General features: G+C 65.6%; 16 protein-coding genes. 3 read left to right on the forward strand and 13 right to left on the reverse strand.

All coding sequences use genetic code 11. From position 1 onward, the window contains the following. From KVT32_RS26070 to flgB, 13 genes are all read right to left on the reverse strand, one after another. Positions 1 to 1,682 (reverse strand): methyl-accepting chemotaxis protein (locus KVT32_RS26070; RefSeq protein ID WP_217619045.1); only part of this gene is annotated, 1,682 nt, incomplete at its 3' end. Positions 1,683 to 1,787: 105 nt separating this feature from the next. After that, the gene (locus tag KVT32_RS26075) at positions 1,788 to 3,647 is read right to left on the reverse strand and encodes a methyl-accepting chemotaxis protein (RefSeq protein ID WP_217619046.1); all 1,860 of its coding nucleotides are present in this window, start codon (positions 3,645 to 3,647) and stop codon (positions 1,788 to 1,790) included. Positions 3,648 to 3,788: 141 nt separating this feature from the next. After that, complete coding sequence (flgL, locus tag KVT32_RS26080) at positions 3,789 to 5,048, reverse strand: flagellar hook-associated protein FlgL (protein WP_062840922.1); 1,260 nt, start codon at positions 5,046 to 5,048, stop codon at positions 3,789 to 3,791. A gap of 46 nt (positions 5,049 to 5,094) precedes the next feature. Further along, complete coding sequence (flgK, locus tag KVT32_RS26085; protein ID WP_152384173.1) at positions 5,095 to 6,768, reverse strand: flagellar hook-associated protein FlgK; 1,674 nt, start codon at positions 6,766 to 6,768, stop codon at positions 5,095 to 5,097. A 73-nt stretch (positions 6,769 to 6,841) separates the two neighbouring features. After that, positions 6,842 to 7,819 carry a flagellar assembly peptidoglycan hydrolase FlgJ gene (gene flgJ, locus KVT32_RS26090; RefSeq protein WP_142055718.1) on the reverse strand — a complete coding sequence of 326 codons (978 nt, stop codon included), beginning with the start codon at positions 7,817 to 7,819 and terminating at the stop codon, positions 6,842 to 6,844. 5 nt (positions 7,820 to 7,824) lie between these two features. Continuing rightward, positions 7,825 to 8,961 carry a flagellar basal body P-ring protein FlgI gene (locus tag KVT32_RS26095; RefSeq protein WP_056316626.1) on the reverse strand — a complete coding sequence of 379 codons (1,137 nt, stop codon included), beginning with the start codon at positions 8,959 to 8,961 and terminating at the stop codon, positions 7,825 to 7,827. A 3-nt stretch (positions 8,962 to 8,964) separates the two neighbouring features. Continuing rightward, the gene (locus tag KVT32_RS26100) at positions 8,965 to 9,654 is read right to left on the reverse strand and encodes a flagellar basal body L-ring protein FlgH (protein WP_056316623.1); all 690 of its coding nucleotides are present in this window, start codon (positions 9,652 to 9,654) and stop codon (positions 8,965 to 8,967) included. Next, complete coding sequence (gene flgG, locus KVT32_RS26105; protein ID WP_056316620.1) at positions 9,654 to 10,439, reverse strand: flagellar basal-body rod protein FlgG; 786 nt, start codon at positions 10,437 to 10,439, stop codon at positions 9,654 to 9,656. The genes KVT32_RS26100 and flgG overlap by 1 nt, the downstream gene beginning before the upstream one ends. A gap of 52 nt (positions 10,440 to 10,491) precedes the next feature. After that, positions 10,492 to 11,256 (reverse strand): flagellar basal body rod protein FlgF, encoded by a 765-nt coding sequence (locus tag KVT32_RS26110; protein WP_128828146.1) that lies wholly within the window; start codon positions 11,254 to 11,256, stop codon positions 10,492 to 10,494. Positions 11,257 to 11,303: 47 nt separating this feature from the next. After that, positions 11,304 to 12,770, reverse strand: coding sequence for a flagellar hook-basal body complex protein (locus KVT32_RS26115; RefSeq protein WP_056316614.1), 1,467 nt, complete (start codon positions 12,768 to 12,770; stop codon positions 11,304 to 11,306). Between the two features lie 69 nt (positions 12,771 to 12,839). Then, positions 12,840 to 13,538, reverse strand: a complete 699-nt coding sequence (locus KVT32_RS26120) for a flagellar hook capping FlgD N-terminal domain-containing protein (protein ID WP_142055722.1) — start codon at positions 13,536 to 13,538, stop codon at positions 12,840 to 12,842. 20 nt (positions 13,539 to 13,558) lie between these two features. After that, positions 13,559 to 13,978 (reverse strand): flagellar basal body rod protein FlgC, encoded by a 420-nt coding sequence (gene flgC, locus KVT32_RS26125; RefSeq protein ID WP_056316609.1) that lies wholly within the window; start codon positions 13,976 to 13,978, stop codon positions 13,559 to 13,561. A 22-nt stretch (positions 13,979 to 14,000) separates the two neighbouring features. Continuing rightward, entirely contained in the window at positions 14,001 to 14,408 is a 408-nt protein-coding gene (flgB, locus tag KVT32_RS26130; protein ID WP_056316606.1) for a flagellar basal body rod protein FlgB, read from the reverse strand. Positions 14,409 to 14,586: 178 nt separating this feature from the next. On the opposite strand from flgB, the gene flgA reads away from it, so the two are divergent. From flgA to KVT32_RS26145, 3 genes are all read left to right on the forward strand, one after another. After that, positions 14,587 to 15,300 (forward strand): flagellar basal body P-ring formation chaperone FlgA, encoded by a 714-nt coding sequence (gene flgA / locus KVT32_RS26135; protein ID WP_056318671.1) that lies wholly within the window; start codon positions 14,587 to 14,589, stop codon positions 15,298 to 15,300. Positions 15,301 to 15,427: 127 nt separating this feature from the next. After that, positions 15,428 to 15,721 (forward strand): flagellar biosynthesis anti-sigma factor FlgM, encoded by a 294-nt coding sequence (flgM, locus tag KVT32_RS26140; protein ID WP_056316603.1) that lies wholly within the window; start codon positions 15,428 to 15,430, stop codon positions 15,719 to 15,721. A gap of 31 nt (positions 15,722 to 15,752) precedes the next feature. Further along, positions 15,753 to 16,226: a flagella synthesis protein FlgN gene (locus KVT32_RS26145; RefSeq protein WP_152384172.1), complete on the forward strand. Its 474-nt coding sequence runs from the start codon at positions 15,753 to 15,755 to the stop codon at positions 16,224 to 16,226. Positions 16,227 to 16,282: the final 56 nt, after the last annotated feature.

Raw genomic sequence — 16,282 nt, forward strand, 5'->3', positions numbered from 1 at the left:
GGCGCGGCGGGCGCCGGCGCAGGCTCGGGCTCCCGCGCGGGTGTCCCGGCAGCCGCCGGCGCCGCCACGCGGGCGGCCGGCCGATGCTGCTGGGCCAACTGGCGCGCCGGCACTTCGATGACTTCGCCCGCATTGATCTTGAACACGGCCACCGCTTCGGCCAGGCGCTGGGCCTGATCCTGCAGCGAACCCGCGGCGGCCGCGGCCTCTTCCACCAGCGCCGCGTTCTGCTGCGTCACTTCGTCCATCTGCGAAACCGCGCGGTTGACCTGGTCGATGCCGCTGGACTGCTCTTCGGACGCCGCCGAGATCTCGCCCATGATGTCCGTCACGCGCTTCACCGAGGCCACGATCTCCTGCATCGTCGCGCCGGCGCGTTCAACCTGCTGCGACCCGGCGCCGACCTTGGAGACCGAGTCCTCGATCAGGCCCTTGATTTCCTTGGCCGCCTGCGCGCTGCGCTGCGCGAGCGAACGCACTTCGCCCGCCACCACCGCAAAACCCTTGCCCTGCTCGCCGGCGCGGGCCGCTTCCACGGCGGCGTTCAGCGCCAGGATGTTGGTCTGGAACGCGATGCCGTCGATGACCGACACGATTTCCGAGATCTTGCGCGAACTGGCCGAAATGCCTTCCATGGTGCTGACCACTTCCGCCACTGCCGAACCGCCGCGCTCGGCCACGTCCGATGCGCTGGCCGCCAGCTGGTTGGCCTGGCGGGCGTTGTCGGCATTCTGCTTGACGGTCGACGCCAGCTGCTCCATCGATGCGGCGGTCTCTTCCAGGGAGGCCGCCTGCTCTTCCGTGCGGCTGGACAGATCCGTGTTGCCGGCCGAGATCTCGCGCGAACCGACGTTGATCTCGTCCACGCCGCGGCGCACCGCGGAAACGGTCCGCGCCAGGCTTTCCTGCATGCGCTTGACTGCCGCCATCAGCGCGCCGACCTCGTTCGTGGAATTGACATCCACCCGCACGGTCAGGTCGCCGGCGGCGATCTTGTCGAAGCTCTCGCCCACGGCGCGCAGCGGACGCAGCACGACGCGGTTCATGAAGAGGAACGCGCCCAGCGACACGGCCAGGATCAGCAGCGCCAGGCCGATGTACACGTAGGTCATCGTCGACGCCTGGGCGCGCGACGCCTGCAACATCTCTTGGCTGTACTTGTTGATGTTGGCGGAGAAGTCGGTGAGCTGCTTGAAGAACGCGCCGCTGGCGGCGCCCGCCTTGGTGTTCTTGAGCGACAGGTAGGTCGCGGCATCGCCCTTGTCCAGGGCGGCCATCATGCTTTCCAGCGACTCGGCAAAGCCGTTGAACGCGGAAAGCAGCTGGCCTTCCGACGCGCGGCCGATGTCGGTGGCCTTCGGAATCGCCTTGAAGGTCTCCATCTTCTTCTTGGAGTCCGCGATCAGCTGCTGGACGATGCGCGAGTTCTCGGCGGCGCCGCTCGTGTCGCCCGCGGCGCGTTGCGCGGCGGCAATGTCGGCGCGCACGGTCGCGCGCAGCATCTGGGTGTACGAATCCTTGATCAGATTGCTCTGCTGCACGCTCAGAGAATCCAAGGCGTCGATCGCCCGGGCATTGGACTGCATGCTGTTCCAACCCAGGACAATGGCAACGAGCGCGGCCAGGGCAACTGCCAACTGGGCCAGCATCAATCCGGTGCGCACCTTCAGATTGCTAAACATTTCCGTAGTTCCGGTAGCCGACCCGGCGGCGCTTTCGTGGCCGCCGGGCCGTAAAAGGGGTTTTCCTCTACTGCCTGTTCAATGCACTGACGCCCACTACAACCGTCAGAAAGATTCCCAATCGTCGTCCGAGGGCGGCGGACGGCGCGTGGCGGGCTTGGGCGCGGCTGCAGGAGCTTCCGCGGCGTCCGCGGCGCGCGCTGCCGGCCGGCGCATCGGGCGCGCGGCGGTCGCGCCCGCCGGCTTGGGCCGGGCCACTTGCGTCAAACGCGGTGCGGGCGCGGCCTTAGGCTCGGGCGCTGGCTCGGCCTGCGCGGCCGGCTTGGCGGGTTCTTCCTGTGCGGGCTTGGGCGCGGCCATCAGCGGCGCGCTGCGTTGCTGCGCCAACTGGCGCGCGGGCACTTCGATCACTTCGCCGGCGTTGATCTTGAACACGGACACGGCTTCGGCCAGGCGCTGGGCCTGTTCCTGCAGCGAGCCGGCGGCGGCCGCGGCCTCTTCCACCAGCGCCGCGTTCTGCTGCGTCACTTCATCCATCTGCGACACCGCGCGGTTCACCTGGTCGATGCCGCTGGACTGTTCTTCGGACGCCGCCGAGATCTCGCCCATGATGTCCGTCACGCGTTTTACCGACGCCACGATTTCCTGCATCGTGGAACCGGCGCGTTCGACCTGCTGAGAACCGGCGCCCACCTTGGTCACGGAGTCCTCGATCAGGCCCTTGATTTCCTTGGCCGCCTGCGCGCTGCGCTGGGCCAGCGAGCGCACTTCGCCCGCCACCACGGCAAAGCCCTTGCCCTGCTCACCGGCGCGGGCCGCTTCCACCGCGGCATTCAGCGCCAGGATGTTGGTCTGGAATGCAATGCCGTCGATGACGGACACGATCTCCGAGATCTTGCGCGAGCTGGCGGAGATCTCCTGCATCGTGTTGACCACTTCCGACACCGCCGAACCACCGCGCTCGGCCACGTCAGAGGCACTGGCGGCCAGCTGGTTGGCCTGGCGGGCATTGTCCGCGTTCTGCTTCACGGTCGAGGCCAGCTCTTCCATCGAGGCGGCGGTCTCTTCCAGCGAAGCGGCCTGCTGCTCCGTGCGGCTGGACAGGTCGGTGTTGCCCGCCGAGATTTCCCGCGCGCCCAGGTTGATCTCTTCGACACCGCGGCGCACCGAGGCCACGGTGCGCGTCAGGCTTTCCTGCATGCGCTTGATGGCGCCGAACAGGTGACCGATTTCGTTGGTGCTGCGCACTTCGATGCGGCCCGTGAAATCGCCGGCCGAGATCTTCTCGAAGTGGTCGCCGGCTTCATGCAGCGGACGCAGGACGGTGCGGCTGATGAAAATCCAGCAGCCCAGCGCCAAAACCAGGGCGATGGCCAGCATCACGATGGTCACGGTGCGGGAAATGTTGTGATCCGTCTCCGCCTGCGCGATGAGCTCGTCGGTGCGCGTGTCCGTGAACTGCAGCACGTTGTTCACGGCCTCGCGGAACGCGGTGTTGGCAGCCCCGCCCGCGTCGTTCAGGTCCAGGTAGTCTTGAATGGCCAGATTCTTCAGCGCGGCGGCCTGGCGGCGGTAGACGTCATCGAACTGCTTGTAGGCGGCGTCCAGCTTGGCCACGATCTCTTCGGAACCCGCCATGCGCGGGGCCTTGCGGAAGGCGTCGAACAACTTCAAGCCATCGGCCATGAGGCCGTCGGCGCGCTGGGCCTGCGAGGTCGACTGTTCGGTCTTGCCCTGCTGCATGTCCATCAGCGAATTGGCCAGCAGCAGGCGTCCGCGCAGGAACGTGCTGTAGGCGCGCTGCAGTTGCGCCGCCTGGTTGGCATAGGCTTCGTTGACCTGTGCCAGCTTGTCGCTGCCGGAGTTCAACCCCATCCACGCCACCCCGTTCGAAATGAACATGGCGCCCGTGAAGAGCAACAGCACCAGAATGATACAAGTGCGAACTTTCAAATTTCCAAGCATGAAATATCCGAGCGTTAAGCAACGAAGAACGACACAACCCACCCTATACGCACTACGGACGCCCCGGCCCTTGGCCGGCAGCGTCCGAAAAGTGCGCCTGTCGCAGTGCGGACACGCCGCGCCGCGCTGAAACCTACCGCATCACTTGCGGCTGAAAAGGCTGGAACCCTGAATGGTCATGAAAGCAGCCGAAGCCGCCTGCAAGGCCACCTGGCGCAGCGCGAGCTGGCTGGCGCCCGCGTAGTAGTCCAGGTCTTCCAGATCCGACAGCGACTTCGAATACGACAGGCCCTTCTGCGTGCCGGTGGCGTCCAGCGCCTCCAGCTCGTTCAGGCGGGCGCCCACCGACGCGCCCACGGTCAGGACGTTGTCGTAGTTGGTCGCGAGTTTCTTGTTCGCCGTCGCCAGTTCGTTGTTCAGGCGCGCCAGCGCCTTTTCATCGCCCGCGATGGGCGAATCCAGGACCTTGATGAGGTTGTCCAGGGTGTTGAACAGATCCACATCGGCCGATTGGATGCTCTCGACATCGATCACGTCGCCATTTTGCGGCGTGCCTTTGACCACCACGGCGACGCCGCCGAAGTCGATGCTGGCGCCTTCCTTGTATTCCGTGGGACCGGCCGGCGGCGCGGGCGTGATCACCGGCGGCACGGGCGGAGTGGCCGACGGGTCGGTCGTGATGACGCGATAGCCCATGTTGCCCGTGGCGGGGTCCGATTCGAACTGCAGGCTGAAATTCTTGCCGATGTTGGGGCTGCCCGGCGTGACCGAGACCGTGCTGAACTGCGCGGTGCCGCCGTTGGCCGGCGATGCCGTGCTTACGTACGCGGTCGAACCCGGATTGGCGCGATTGAAGACGTCGCTGCCCAGGTCGCTGGTGGACAACTGGCGCGACTGGTCGACCTGCACGGTGCGCTCGCCGGTGGCGCCGCTGTAGACGATCTTGCCGGTCGCGTCCTGCGCGTAAGGCACCACGCTGCCTTCATAACCCGAGAACAGGTACTGGCCGTTGCCGTCGGTGCTGTTGGCAAGGCCCAGCAGCGCGTCGCGGGCGCTCTTGAGCGCCGTGGACAGCGCCTGGCGGTCGCTGTCGGCAAACGTGCCGTTACCGGCCTGCACGACGCGCGTGCGCACGTCCTGCAGCGCGGTGGTGATCGAGTCCAGGACGTTGGCTTCCTGGCCAAGATTGGTCTTGGCCGTGTTGCGGTTCAGACCGTACGTCGTGTTCATGCTCTGCGTCTGCGCGACGCCGATCGACAGGGAAGCCGCCAGCGGATCGTCCGCGGGGGTGAGGAACTTGCGGCCGCTGCCAACCTGTTCCACCAGGCGATTCATGTCGGATTCCTGGGCGAGAACGCCGCTCAGGCCGTTCGTGTACATCATCGTGGTGCTCAGACGCATGGTGCAGCTCCGAAATGCTTTCTAGTATTCACAGTCAACGTTCTGATCAGCCGCGCAGGCCCAACAGCGTGTCAAAAATGGTGCTCGCCACATCGATGATGCGGGCGCTGGCCTGGTATTGCTCCTGGTACAGCGACAGGCTTACGTATTCTTCGTTCAGGTTCACGCCCGACACCGCCTGCTGCGCGGCCGTCGTCTGCTTGATAAGGTTGACCTGCGCCGTGGCGGCCGTCTTGATCTGCTGCGTCTGCACGCCGACCGTGTTCACGACCTGCGCAAACATGTCGTTGATGCTCATCGTGCCGTGGCTCAGCACCTTGCTGGTCTGCAGCTGCGCCAGCTTCAAGGCGTTCTTGCCGTTGGCGTCGCCGCCGTCCAGATCCGCCGCGGCAACCTTGTCGGGATCGGTGATCAGCACGTTGATGTCGCGGGCCGCGTTACGCGTTGGCGACAGCGACCACTTGTCGCCGGCCTGGGGCGGCGCATTGATGGTCAGCGTCACGCCCATCTCGCTTTCGAGATTCAGCGTGGCGGTGGGCGGCGTGCCGGTGGCCGGGCCGTTGTAGACCTGCGAGCCTTCCGGCATGCGCACGACCTGGTAATTGGTGCCGTCGAACGAGATCTCGTAGTCCTTGGCATTGACGTTTGCCAGGTCGGTGAATTCGCCCGAGATCTGCGCGTTGCTCTTGTTTGCCGTATTGGGCACGCTCTGCGGCGAACCGATACTGAAGAAGTCCGTGCCCGGATTGCCGCCCTGGTCCAGACCCTGCTTGTGCTGCTCGTTGAACGACAGCGCCAGGCCGACGGCCATCTGGCCAAGCTGGTTCTGCATGACGTCCAGCGACGAGGCGCGGAACTGCAACAGGCCGCCCAGCTTGCCGCCGGAGATTTCCGTGTCGTTCATCTCGACCGCGATGGTCTTGCCGGTGCCCGCGGGCAGCGTGTAGGCAATGACCGTGCGGCCCGCGTCCGAGGCCGACGGCACGGCCTGCAGCGGGTAGAGGGTGTTGCCCGACAGCAGCGACTGCCCGCCCTTCGTGAGCGAGACGCTGATCTTGTCGCCCTGCTCGTAGGTCGTGATGCCGATAAGCTGGTTCAGTTCCATGACGGCCTGGTCGCGCTGGTCGAGCAGGTCGTTGGGGGGGCTGCCGCCGGCCTTGCCGGCCGCCAGCGAGATCTGCTGGTTCAGGTCGTCGATGCGGGTCAGGTAGCTGTTGACCTGGTCGACCGTGGTGCTGATCTGCGAGTTCAGGCCTTCACGCTGCTTCTGCATTTCCGAGTAGGCCGAGCGGATCTGCGTCGTCAGGCTGTTGGCCTGGCCGAGCAGGTCGGCGCGCGCGGCGGGATCCGCCGGCTTGCTGGCCACCGTGTTCATGCTGGTGAAGAAATTGGTCAGACCCGGGGCGATGCCCACGGTGCGGTCGGAGAACAGGTTGTTGATCTGAGAGACCTGGTCAAGCTGCGCCTGGAGCTGGGCGCCGCTGCCGTTCGCGCCGACGAGCTGCTTGTACAGGAAGCTGTCGTAGCTGCGCACGACGGTGTCGACTTGGACGCCGCGGCCGATGTAGCCGTTGGCGGTCGCCTGGGCGCCCGCGGTCGAGGTCATGACGCGCTGGCGGTTGTAACCGACCGTGGTGGCATTGTTGATGTTGTGGCCGGTGGTCGCCAGGCCCGCTTGCGCCGCGTTCAACCCGCCCAGTGCCGTTTTGTACAAATTCATGCTGACAATGCCCCGTATGTAACCGCAGCTGTTATCTCTGGATACCCCGTTTACGGCAGGAGCTCACCCAAATTTAGAGTCCTTCCAGCATCCGGCGCGAATTTTCCACGTTGGATGCCGCGCCCCGCAGCTGGCCCATGATGCCGATGAGCTTCTGGGCGTAACGCGGGTCCGTCGCGTAACCGGCGTCCTGGATCCGGCGCGCCGCCTCGATCTCGTTGCGGGCCGTCGTCACGCTTTCGTAGCGCGGGCTGTTTCCGATCAGGCGGGCGTAGTCGGCGAAGGATTCCTCGTACGACGCGTAGGCCCGGAACGGCTGCGTCACCTTGCGGGCGACGCCGTCTTCGTATTCGGTGGTCAGCACATTGACGACCTTGCCCTTCCAGCTGGGACCGGCCTTGATGCCGAACAGGTTGAAGCTGGTGCTGCCGTCGGCGTGCTTGATCTCGCGCTTGCCCCAGCCGGATTCCAGGGCCGCCTGGCCCATGATGAGGCGGGCCGGCACGCCGCTTTGCTGCGACGCCAGGTTGGCCGCGCGCGACATCTTGGACACAAAATCGACCACATGCCCGGGCGCGCCTTCCGCCGCGGCCAGCGCGCGGTCGGCGGGCCGGTTGTTGCGCATCACGTTCAGCAACGCGGACACCTCACGCGATCCGCCCGTCTGGAAGTCCAGGTCGCCGCCCTGCCCGATGCGCTTGATCGCTTCGTCGGACATCTCGCCGGGCGTACCCTGCTGCATCTGCGCCAGGATGGCCTGCGACAGGCCGATGCCGGGCGAGGCCAGGTGCAGCGCCAGCTGCTCATCCGCCATGGACTGCAGCATCTGCGTCTGCTGGGAATCGAACAACCCCTCTTTCGGCGTGGCCTCGCGCATGCGCTTGACCATCATCTGCAGGAACAGCGCCTCGAACTGCTTGGCGACCTGTTTTTGCTGCTCGGTGCCGGCGGGGTCTTTCTTGACGTCGCGCTTCAGGTCCGACAGGCGGCCCATGTCGAAGACCGAGTCCTGCCGGGTGCTGGCGCCTGCCGCGTCGTTGGTGTAAGCCATGTCCGTCAGATGATTTCAAGTTCGGCGCGCAGCGCGCCCGCGCTCTTCATCGCCTGCAGGATGGCCAGCAGGTCCTGCGGCGTGGCGCCCAGGGCGTTCAGGCCCTTGACCACGTCGGCCAGGTTGGCGCTGGTGCTGACGCGCTGCAGCGAACCGTTGTCCTGGCGCACTTCGATCTGCGTATTGGGCACCACCACCGTCTGGCCCTGCGTGAACGGCGTGTCCGGCTGAACCACTTCGTTCTGGCGATTGATGATGACCGACAGGTTGCCGTGCGCGACGGCGGCCTCTTCGATCATGACCGTGCGGTTCATGACGACCGAGCCCGTGCGGGCGTTGATGATGACTTTGGCGACCGTGGGCGCGCGGGTGACCTGCAGGTCTTCCATCTGCGACAGGAAGCGGGCTTGCGAGCCCTGCTCCATGGGCGTGCGCACCTGGATCACGCGGCCGTCCAGCGCGGTGGCCGTGCCCTGCCCGAACCTGCGGTTCAGGGCGGTGGCCACGTTCTGCGCCGTGCCGAAGTCGGTGTTGTTCAGTTCGACATGCACGTAGCCGTCGCGCGTGAACGTGGTCGGCACGCCGCGCTCGACGATGGCGCCCGCGCTGATGCGGCCGCCGTTCAGCTGGTTGATCTGCACGCTGGAGCCGCCCGCGGAGGCGCCCGCGCCGCCGACCAGGATGTTGCCCTGGGCAATGGCGTAGACCTGGCTGTCCGCGCCCTTGAGCGGTGTCATCAGCAGCGTGCCGCCGCGCAGGCTCTTGGCGTTGCCCATCGAGGACACCACCACGTCCAGCGTCTGGCCGGGCCGCGCAAACGCCGGCAAGGTGGTCGTGACCATGACGGCCGCCACGTTCTTTAACTGCATGTTGCTGCCGGCGGGCACCGTGATGCCCAGCTGCGACAGCATGTTCGTCAGGCTCTGCTGCGTGAACGGGGTCTGGCGCACTTGGTCGCCGCTGCCGTCCAGGCCCACGACCAGGCCGTAGCCGATCAGCTGGTTGCCGCGCACGCCCTGGATGCTTGCCAAATCTTTGAGCCGTTCGGCGTGCGCCGCGCCGGCGCCGGCGGCCAGGCCGACGGCCACGCACACCCGCGCCAACAAGGACAGCAAGGTGGATATCGGAGTCGGTTGTTTCATGATTTAGAACGGCGAGGCGATCAGGAAAAAGCGTTGCAGCCAGCCCATGGTCTGGACTTCGTCCATGACGCCCTTGCTGCGGTATTCGATGCGCGCATCGGCCACTTGGGTGGACGACACGGTGTTCGTGCCCGTGATGGAGCGCGGATCGACCACGCCGGCAAAGCGCACGTATTCGCTGCCGCGGTTGATGGCGATCTGCTTTTCGCCGGCAACCTGCAGGTTGCCGTTGGACATCACGCCCACCACCGTGGTGGTGATGGTGCCGGTGAAGGCATTGTTGGCGCTGCTGTCGCCCTTGCCCTGCGACACGTTGCCGCCGTTGGCTTCCGTGTTCAGGTTGGCGTTCGCCCAGCTGTCCATGAAGGACGGGGCGGCGGCGATGCCCAGGGTGGCCGAGCCGGTGCGGTTGGTGTTCGTCGCCACGTTCTTGGACGCATTGGTGCGCTCGTTCAAGACGATGGTGACGATGTCGCCCACATTGCGCGGCCGGCGGTCTTCGAACAACGGGTAATTGCCGTATGTCGTGGGCTGGTAGATCGAGCCCGTGGGCTGCGCCATCGGCATCGGCGGCGGCGGCGGCGCCGCCGTCGTCGGCCCGGTCACGATGGGCTCGGGCGGGATGATGGCGCAGCCAGCCGCCAGCAGAGCCAGCGCAGACGCAAATACCAGGCGCAGGACAGACATGGGCATCACAGTTGGGTCAGGCGGGCCAGCATTTCGTCCGACGTCTTGACGGCCTTGCTGTTCATTTCGTAGGCGCGTTGCGTCGTGATCATGTTGACCAGTTCCTCGGCGACGTTGACGTTGGAGGTCTCGACATACTTTTGCATGATCGAGCCCGCGCCGTCCACACCGGGCTGAAGCAGGTTCGCCGGGCCCGACGAGTCGGTTTCCAGGTACAGGTTTTCGCCGATGCTTTGCAGGCCGGTCGGGTTGATGAAGGTGGCGATCTGCAACTGGCCGATCTGCACGTTCACGCCGGCCGCGCCGGGTTGCGTCACCGACACCATGCCGTCGTTGCCGATGGTGATGGACAGCGCGTTGTCCGGCACGTTGATCGGCGGCTGGATGACGTAGCCGCTGACGGTCACGAGCTGGCCGTTCTGGTCGCGCTGCAGGGCGCCGTCACGGGTGTAGGCCTGCGTGCCGTCGGGCAGTTCCACCGGCAGGAAGCCGCGGCCGTTGATGGCCACGTCCATTTCGCTGCCCGTGTTGTTCAGGTTGCCGGTCGAGTGGATGCGCTCGGTCGCGGCCACGCGTGCACCGGTGCCCAGCTGCAGGCCGGACGGCAGTTGCGTGGCGTCGCCCACCTGGGCGCCGGGCTGGCGCAGCGTCTGGTACATCAGGTCCTGGAACACGGCACGGCCGCGCTTGAACCCATTGGTGGAGACGTTGGCCAAGTTGTTGGAAATCACGTCCATGGAGGTCTGCTGACCTTCCAGGCCCGTCTTGGCGATCCACAGCGAACGCATCATGATGAGAAACTCCGGTGCCGCGGCTTGGCCGCGAACAAAATGTTTATTTAAATCAGGCGCTTACGGACAAAATGCCGTTGGCGCGTTCCGCATTGCGGTCCGACTGCTGAATCACCTGCATCTGCTGCTCGAAGCGGCGGGCGTTTTCGATCATGCCCACCATCGACGCCATCGGATTGGTGTTGCTGCCTTCCAGCACGCCCGACAACAGGCGCAGGCCGGGATCGGCAGGCACCGGCGGCGCGGGCTGGCCATTGACCGGCGCCATGCGGAAGACACCGTCGTCGCCGTGCACCAGCTGCTTGTTGTCCGGATTGACGAGCTTGAGCCGACCCAGGTTCAGGATGTTGTTCGGCGCGTCGCCGGCGCCCAGCGCGGTGATCGTGCCGTCGGACGTGATGGTCAGCGCGGCCTGGTCGGGCACGTCGATGGGACCGCCCTGGTCCGACAGGACCGGCTGGCCCAGCGACGTCTGCAACAGGCCGTTGATGCCCACCTGCAGGCTGCCGGCGCGCGTATAGGCTTCGCCCTGCGGGGTCTGCACCGCGATCCAGCCGGCTTCGCTGGACAGCGCCACGTCCAGGTCGCGGCCCGTGGTCTGCATGGTGCCCATCTGAAAGCTGTTGCCGGGCGTGGACGCCACCGTCGAAACACGCGTAGGCAGGCTCACCCCGTCCGTCACCGGAACCGAGCGGTACAGCGCGATCTGCTCGCGAAAGCCCGTCGTGTTCACGTTGGCCATGTTGTTGGAGAGCGCGGCCTGGTGCTCCGTGATCCGCGCTGCGCCATTCATGGCGGTGTAGATGATTCGATCCATTGCCTATTCCGTGGGGGTCGTCGGTGTCGTCACTTGCCCAGCGGGCATTACTTCAGGTTCATCAGGACTTGCATGATTTCGTCCTGGGTCTTGATGGTCTGCGAATTGGCCTGGTAGGTGCGCTGGGCAATGATCATGTTGACCAGCTCGCGGCTCATGTCCACGTTGGACGCTTCCGTTGCCTGGCCCACCACCGTCGACATGCTGTTGGTGCCGGGCTGGCCCAGGATCGGCTGACCGGAGGCCGCCGTTTCCTTCCAGGCGTTGTTGCCCACGGGCTGCAGGCCCTGCAGGTTCGAGAAGTCGGCCAGGACAAGCGTGCCGACAACCTGGGTTTCGCCGTTGGTGTAGCTGGCGACCAGGCTGCCGTCGCTGCTGATGTTGATGCCGCTGAATTCGCCGGACGTGTAGCCGTCGGGCTTGGCGACCAACTTGTAGTTGCTGCCGTATTGCGTCGTGCCGGTGTAGTTGACCGCGATGTTCAGCGGATCGGCCGGGGTGGCGGTGCCGCCAGGCTGGGCGAAGGTCAGGTTCACGATCGGCGCGCTGGTCAGCGTGCCGGCGTTGTTGAACGTGAACTGCTGGGGGTTGCCCCAGACGCCGCCGGCTTCCGTCGTGGGCGCCATGGCCTGGCCGTCCATCGTGTAGTACACGTCGTACACGCTGGTGCCGGCCGTGGCTTCACGCTTGACGAAGTACTGCATGACCTGGTGCGAGTTGCCCAGGGAGTCGAACACCGTCATGGGCGAGGCGTTCGTGTAGGTGCTGGAGATCTTCGGATCGAACGGCTTGCCGATTTCCGTGACGGCGGCGGTGTAGTCCACGAAGCCGGGGATGTCTTCCAGCGCGCCAGCGGTAACCTGACCCGTGCCGTCGATCGTGACGGTGTTGGGCGCCGTGCCGTACGTGTTGGCGGGCGGGTTTGCCGGGGTCCACGTCAGCGCGCCGCCGGCGGCCTTGGTGAACGTGTAGGCGGTGCCGCCCAGCGTGACCGAGCCGGGAACGGCCGGCGACGTCACGGTGTCGACCTGGTAGATGACCTTGGCGTTGGCGTCCAGGTTGGCCACGGTGGTGGCGGTGCTGGTGGCCTGCGGCGCCACGTTGGCGGTCGGCAGTTGCAGTTCGACCGGGTTCGCGCCGATCGCGCCCGCGGGGTAGCCGGTCAGGCGATAGCCTTGGGCGTTCACGATGAAGTTGTTCTTGTCGACGAGGAATTCGCCGTTGCGCGTGTACATGACCGAGCCGCTCTGGTCGGTCACGCGGAACATGCCCTTGGCGCCATCGATGGCGATGTCGTATTCGCCGCCGCCGCCCGTCACCGCGCCAACGGTAAAGCGCTGGTTGATGGCCGCAACCTTGACGCCCAGGCCCACGCGCGAGCTGGCGTAGACGTCAGCGAACGATGCGGTCGCCGACTTGAAGCCGACGGTGCCCGAGTTGGCGATGTTGTTGCCGATGACGTCCAGGTTCTGCGCAGCGGCGTTCAAGCCGCTCAATCCTTGTCCGAAGCCCATGTTTACTCTCGCTAATCTTTAGTGGAAAAGCCGCCGCCCGTGCGCCGGCACCGATTCATATCCGCCCGTTCAGGCGCCGATCACCTTGCGCACGTCCAGCATGCTGGTCTGGCCGTCCAGGCCAAGATCCAGTCGCAGGCCGTTGGTGGAGTACGCAACGCTCTTGACGTTGCCGTAGCTCAGCACTTCCGTGTTCACCTTCGCGCCGTCCCCGTCGGTGGCCAGCACGGACACGTTGTAGGCGCCCGCTTCCAGCGCCACCCCGGCGTCGTTCTTGCCGTCCCATTCCAGCGTGTACACGCCGGTCTTCTGTTCGCCCAGTTCGATGGTGCGAACCACCGCGCCGTTCGAATCGGAAATGCGAACCTGCACCTTGGCGGCGTCGCCCTGCAGGTCCAGGCCGTAGGGCGTGACCACGCGGTCCGCCGGGTTGGCGCTGTCCACGCCGACCTTGACCTTCGTGCCCGGGATCAGGACGCCCTTGCCGATCATCGACACGGCGTTCATCGACTGGGACACGTCGATCTGGCCGCTGATGGCCAGCATGGTGTTCTTCAGGTTGGTGATGCCTTCCACCGTGGAGATCTGTGCCAGTTGCGACGTCAGCTCCGCGTTCTGCATCGGGTTCAGCGGATCCTGGTTCTTGAGCTGCGTGACCAGCAGCTTCAGGAACTGGTCCTGCAGGCCCTGCGCGGTGCTTGCGCTGTTGGCGCCGGTTTGCGCCAGGCCCATGGCCGTGGTGCTCGTGGATTGATCGACGGTGGTCATGGATACACTCTGGCTGGAAATTAGGACTGGCCGATGGTCAGCGTCTTCTGCATCAACGCCTTGGCGGTGTTGAGCACTTCGACGTTGGCCTGATAGGACCGCGATGCCGCGATCATGTTGACCGTTTCGGCCACTGGATCGACGTTGGGCATGCTGACGTAGCCCTGGGCGTCGGCCAGGGGATGCTTCGGGTCGTAGACCTGCTTGAGGGGCGACTGGTCCTGGACCACGCCGGCCACGCGCACGCCGCCGATCTCCTGACCCAGCGCCTGACCCGCGGCGGGGTTGACCTGGAACACGACCTGGCGCGCACGGTACGGCTGGCCGTCCGGGCCCACCACGCTGTCGGCGTTGGCCATGTTGCTGGCCGCCACGTTCATGCGCTGCGACTGTGCGCTCAGCGCCGAGCCGGCGATATCGAAAATGCTCAACAAGGACATTGCCTGTTGCTCCCTTTAAAGATCAATCCTGAATGGCGGTCTGCAGCCCGCGGATGCGGTTGGAGATGAGCTGCATCGTGCTCTGGTAATGCAGCGTGTTGTCGGCGAACTGCACGCGCTCGATGTCCATGTCCACCGTGTTGCCGTCCATACTGGGCTGGTACGGCAGGCGGTACAGCAGATCCGTCGGGCCCTGCGACACGGCCTTGGCCGGAATGTGGCGGGCGGAGGTCAGCTTGAGCGACGTGTCGGGCAGGCGCATCGTGCCTTCGATGGCGGCTTGCATCGCCGCCTTGAAGTCGATGTCGCGCGCCTTGTAGTTGGGCGTGTCGGCGTTGGCGATGTTCGAGGAAAGCACTTCCTGGCGCTGCGCGCGCAGTGCCAGGGCCTGCTGGTAGAACCGGAAATCTTCGTTGAGCCTGTCGAGCATCGTGGCGCCTTGAATACGTTGCAAATCAGATAAAGCGAGGGACACCGGACACACCGTTATCCCATTGGATGACGGCATGATAGGGGCCGGACTGGTAACACAATCAGCCAAATAACCCGTCATTTCTCATCCAATTCACGTATTGCCGAAAGCCGCCCACTTCTACAATTCATCCATCATGAAAATCTCTGCACGACTCCTTCACGCGCGCGCAGGCCTGGCTGTCCTGCTTCTGGCCTCGGCGGGCGCCGCCCAGGCCCAGGCGGCGGCCACCCAGGCGCCGGAAGCGATCGTCATGGCGGCCCAGACCTATCTGCAGGAGCAGCTGGCCTCCCTGCCCGGCCAGGCGTCCATTGCCATTGATCCGCCGCGCACCGACCGGCTGGCGCCCTGCGACACCTTGTCCCCGTTTCTGCCTTCCGGCATGAAGCTGCGCTCGCGCATGACCGTCGGCGTGCGCTGCAATGCGGCCAAGGGATGGACCGCCTATGTGCAGGCGACCGTCAGCGTGGCCGGCCACTATTACGTGGCCTCGCGCCTGATTGCCGCCGGCCAGGCCCTGACCCCGGCAGACCTGGACGCCCGCGACGGCGATCTGGTCGCCCTGCCCCCCGGCGCCATCACCGACCCGCAGGCGGTGGCCGGCATGACCGCCGCGTTCCGCATCAACGCCGGCCAGCCCATCCGCAGCTCCTCGCTGCGCAACGCCCAGTCGGTGCAGCGCGGCACCAACGTGCGCATCAACGCGCGAGGCAAGGGATTCACGGTCAGCAGCGAGGGCGAAGCCCTGGAAAACGCCCCGCCCGGCGCGGTGGTCCAGGTCAAGACGGCGGGCGGTCAAGTGGTCAGCGGTATCGTCCGAAACGCCACCCTGGTGGAAATACAGCTCTAGATAATGTTACAAATCGCGTTGCGGCGGGTGTGTATATACCCTAAAGTTCCTTCGCCCCTTGTCGTTACAGAGACATAAGTAGGCGGATCCGTCGCAAACCGAACCAGGACGCCCTGCGGAGAAAACCTTGAAAATCAATTCGACCACCAACCGGCCCCTGGCGGCCGACGCCGTCGGTGCACGCGCCGAGTCCGCGGTCAGCCAGGCCTATGGCGCCGGCAGCGCCACCGGCTCGAGCAGCTCGCAAGTCGCGCTGAGTTCGGCGTCGCGCAAGATGCTGGCCCTGCAAGACGGCTCGAACGACATCAACGTCGAGCGCGTCGCCGCCATCCGCGCCGCGATCGCATCCGGGCAGCTCAAGATCGACACCGGCCGCATCGCCGACAGCCTGATCGCCAGCGCCCGCGACCTTCTGAAATAGCCTGCCCTTTCTTTATATAGAGCCGTCTGTCATGAGCCTCGTCGATTCCCTGCAATCCTGCATGAAGCAGGAAGACACCCTGATCTCCGAGTTCTCCTCGATCCTCGAGGAAGAAACCGAGGTCCTGGTCAGCCAGGGCAGCGTCGAGGCGCTGAACCAGATCACCGAACGCAAGCGCGGCATCGCGCAGCAATTGGTCGACCTGAGCCAGACCCGCGACAACCTGCTCACGGAAATCGGCCTGCCCACCGGCCACGTCGGCACCGAACAGGCCGCGGCGCAGTATCCGCAGCTCTCCGGCGTCTGGCAGGCGCTCCTGTCCAAGTCGGCCTCCGCCAGCGAAATCAACATGCGCAATGGCGCCCTGATCGACGTGCACCTGCGCTATACCCAGCAGTCGCTGGACGCCCTGCGCAACGTCGGCGTCGGCAGCGCCTCGACCTACGACGCGCAAGGCCGCGGCGCCCGCAGCGCGCCGGGCCGCCGGCCGATCGTGGCGGGCTGAACGCTCCAGCCTCCCAATAGAAAACGGCGTGCCTGGCACGCCGTTTTTTTGTTTGC

This window comes from Achromobacter sp. GbtcB20 (genome assembly GCF_019091095.1).
In the GTDB taxonomy this organism is placed as follows: Bacteria; Pseudomonadota; Gammaproteobacteria; order Burkholderiales; family Burkholderiaceae_B; genus Achromobacter; species Achromobacter mucicolens.

Bases quoted from the DNA above. Each gene is read 5' to 3' on its own strand.
- flgK (WP_152384173.1), bottom strand. From the start codon at position 6,768: ATGAATTTGTACAAAACGGCACTGGGCGGGTTGAACGCGGCGCAAGCG.
- flgJ (WP_142055718.1), bottom strand. From the start codon at position 7,819: ATGGCTTACACCAACGACGCGGCAGGCGCCAGCACCCGGCAGGACTCG.
- KVT32_RS26110 (WP_128828146.1), bottom strand. From the start codon at position 11,256: ATGGATCGAATCATCTACACCGCCATGAATGGCGCAGCGCGGATCACG.
- flgC (WP_056316609.1), bottom strand. From the start codon at position 13,978: ATGTCCTTGTTGAGCATTTTCGATATCGCCGGCTCGGCGCTGAGCGCA.
- KVT32_RS26120 (WP_142055722.1), bottom strand. From the start codon at position 13,538: ATGACCACCGTCGATCAATCCACGAGCACCACGGCCATGGGCCTGGCG.
- flgA (WP_056318671.1), top strand. From the start codon at position 14,587: ATGAAAATCTCTGCACGACTCCTTCACGCGCGCGCAGGCCTGGCTGTC.
- KVT32_RS26115 (WP_056316614.1), bottom strand. From the start codon at position 12,770: ATGGGCTTCGGACAAGGATTGAGCGGCTTGAACGCCGCTGCGCAGAAC.
- KVT32_RS26100 (WP_056316623.1), bottom strand. From the start codon at position 9,654: ATGCCCATGTCTGTCCTGCGCCTGGTATTTGCGTCTGCGCTGGCTCTG.
- KVT32_RS26095 (WP_056316626.1), bottom strand. From the start codon at position 8,961: ATGAAACAACCGACTCCGATATCCACCTTGCTGTCCTTGTTGGCGCGG.
- flgL (WP_062840922.1), bottom strand. From the start codon at position 5,048: ATGCGTCTGAGCACCACGATGATGTACACGAACGGCCTGAGCGGCGTT.
- KVT32_RS26075 (WP_217619046.1), bottom strand. From the start codon at position 3,647: ATGCTTGGAAATTTGAAAGTTCGCACTTGTATCATTCTGGTGCTGTTG.
- KVT32_RS26145 (WP_152384172.1), top strand. From the start codon at position 15,753: ATGAGCCTCGTCGATTCCCTGCAATCCTGCATGAAGCAGGAAGACACC.
- flgG (WP_056316620.1), bottom strand. From the start codon at position 10,439: ATGATGCGTTCGCTGTGGATCGCCAAGACGGGCCTGGAAGGTCAGCAG.
- flgB (WP_056316606.1), bottom strand. From the start codon at position 14,408: ATGCTCGACAGGCTCAACGAAGATTTCCGGTTCTACCAGCAGGCCCTG.